Raw genomic sequence first — 2,982 nt, forward strand, 5'->3', positions numbered from 1 at the left:
GGTCACGTCGTCCTGGCGGGCGTACTTGACCAGCAGCACCTGGAAGACAGCCAGCAGCACCATGTACAGGCTCGCGGTGCCGCTCCTGGCCGCCTTCCTCAGCCCGGCGGCCACCGCCGCGCTCACCTCGAACGTCACGGTGTCCCCGCCTCCGGGCCGCCCCGCCGGACGGCGGTGGTCGGTGGGCAGTTCGAGAGGTTCCACCCCGGCGAGCCGCTCCCTCCAGTACGCCAGCTGTTCCTCCAGCACGTCACCGGTGAGCTGCTGTCGCTGCCACACGGAGAAGTCCGCGTACTGCACGGGCAGTTCGGTTTCCTCGGGCGGAACGCCGGTCGTCGCCGCGCGGTAGCCCTCCCGCAGTTCGCGCGCCATGACCGACTCCGACCAGCCGTCGCAGGCGATGTGATGCACCGTCAGCAGCAGGAGCGCCTCCTCGTCGGCCAGCCGCACCAGGTGCGCACGCAGCAGTGGTCCCGCCGCCAGGTCGAACGGTCGAGCGGCCTCCGTGCGGGCCAAGTTCCTTGCGGCCTCCTGCCGTTCCTCGGGATCGGCGATGTTCCGCAGGTCGTGGACGGTCATGTGCACCGGCGCCGGCGGATCGACGATCTGCGCCGGCTCGCCGTCGTCGTCGGCGACGTACCTCGTCCGCAGGATCTCGTGGCGCGCCAGCATGCGGGTCAGCGCCGCGTCGAGGGCATCGGTGTCCAGTGGACCGCTGACGCGCAGCGCGAAGGGCACGGCGTACTCGGCGCGTCCGGGCTCCAGTTGGTCGAGGAACCACAGCCGCTGCTGGGCGAAGCTCAGCGGCAGCGGTCCGCTGTTCCGGTCGGCCGGCACCATTGGGTCCGTACCGGCCGTCCCGTCGGCAGCGAGCTCCGCCACGGCCGCGGCCAGCCCGACGACGGTGGGTGCCGCGAACAGCTCCCGCACCGGCACCTCCACACCCAGTGCGTCCCGGAGTCGTGACGTCACCTGGGTGGCGAGCAGGGAGTGGCCGCCGAGCTCGAAGAAGTTGTCGTCCACACCGGTGACCTCGATGCCCAGCACCTGGGACCAGGCCGCCGCGATCGCGCGCTCGACCGGAGTACGAGGGGCCGGACCGCCGGCCTCGGAGGCGCGGGGCTCGGGTGCGGGCAGCTCCCGCCGGTCCACCTTGCCGTTCGGGGTCAGTGGCAGCCGCTCCAGCGCCACGAACACGGACGGCACCATGAAGTCGGGCAGTTCACGGCGCAGCCGCCCGCGCAGGGCCTCGCCGCGCACCGTGGCGCCCGCTGCCGGGACGACGTACGCGACCAGCCGCTTGCCGCCGGGGGCGTCCTCGCGGACGACCACAGTGGCTGCGGCGACGTCGGGGCCGGCCAGCAGCACCGCCTCGATCTCACCGGGCTCGATGCGGTGCCCGCGCAGCTTCACCTGGTCGTCCAGCCGCCCCAGGAACTCCAGTTGCCCGTCGGCCAGCCAGCGCACCCGGTCACCGGTGCGGTAGACCCGGCGGGGTGTGCCGTCGATGTCGGCGGTCACGAACCGCTCGGCCGTCTGGTCCGGCTGCCCCCGGTATCCGCGCGCCAGCCCGGCGCCACCGACGAGGAGTTCGCCCGGCACCCCGGTCGGAACCGGCCTGCCGTGCCGGTCCACCACATATACGAAGGTGCCGCGCACCGGGCGGCCGATCGGCGGCACGGCCGTACCGGTGACGACCTCGGCCGAGGTCGTCACCACGGTCGACTCGGTCGGCCCGTAGTTGTTGACGACGCGGAAGGGCAGGCGCAGCCCGGCGGGCAGGCGCAGTGCGTCACCACCGGTCAGTACGTACTCCAGGGAGGTCGGCTCCGACCAGTCGAGGGCCGCCAGCGACTCCAGCATCGGCGTCGAGACGAAGGTGCCCGTGACCCGCCGCTCGCTCAGCCAGCGCTGCAGGAGCGCCGGCGTCAGCCGCACCGTTTCGTCGGGTACGCACACGGTGGCGCCGGTCGCCAGCGCGGGCCACAGCTCCCACGCCGCCGCGTCGAACCCGACCCCGGCCAGCAGCGCGACACGCCGTCCCGGGGCCGCGCCGAAGGTGTCGGCCGTCCAGCGGACCAGGCCGGCCAGGCTGTGGTGCTCGATCTCGACGCCCTTGGGCCGGCCGGTGGATCCACTGGTGTAGATCACGTACGCCAGGTCGCCGGAGGCCGCTGCGGGTTCCGGGTCATGGGCCGGCAGATCCGCGAGGGACGGCCAGTCCCGGTCGGTGAGGAACCGGCCGGGCTCGTCGGGCAGCCGTGCGGCCCGGGCGCCGTCGGTGACCACGAGCCCGGCCCGCGCGTCCGCGACCATGTGGGCGAGCCGGTCGGCGGGGTGCTCCGGATCCAGCGGCAGATAGGCGGCGCCGGACTTGAGTACCGCGAGCAGTGCGGTGATCTGCTCGGGGCCGCGTTCCAGGCACACGGCGACCGTGGCCCCGGGACCGGCTCCGCGGAGACGCAGGTGCCGGGCGAGCCGGTTGGCCCGCGCGTTCAGTTCCCGATAGGTCAGTTCTCCGCCGGCCGAGAGGACCGCCGTCGTGTCCGGCCGCAGAGCGGCACACTCCTCGACGAGCCGGTGCACCGTCGCCCCGGCCCCGGCCTCGGCCCCCATGTGCGCGGCGGACGCCGTCCCGCTCCACTCGGCCAGTATCCGGCGCCGCTCGGCACCGGCCAGCAATTCCAGCTCGGACAGTCGGCGCTCCGGGCCGGCGACCGCCGCGCACAGCAGCGTGGTGAAGTGCCCGGCCAGCCGCTCCGCCGTGTCGGGTGCGAACAGGTCGAGGGCGAACACCAGATCGCCGTCGAGCGAGCCGTCGGGCCGCTCGGTGAGCATCAGGGTCAGGTCGAACTTGGCCTCCTCCTCACGGACGGCGAATGGCTCCACCGCCGTTCCGGGCAGCTGCCAGGCGTGGCCGTCCGGGGTGTTCTGGAGCACGAACATCGTCTGGAACAGGGGGTTGCGGGACAGGTCCCGGTC

General features: G+C 73.5%; 1 protein-coding gene. It reads right to left on the bottom strand.

Going from position 1 to position 2,982, the window contains the following annotated elements:
- Positions 1-2,982: non-ribosomal peptide synthetase (locus EES42_RS23315; protein ID WP_124720843.1), on the bottom strand; the 2,982-nt coding region annotated here is incomplete at both ends.

Origin of the sequence: Streptomyces sp. ADI95-17, assembly GCF_003846175.1 — a bacterium.
Taxonomy (GTDB): Bacteria; Actinomycetota; Actinomycetes; order Streptomycetales; family Streptomycetaceae; genus Streptomyces; species Streptomyces sanglieri.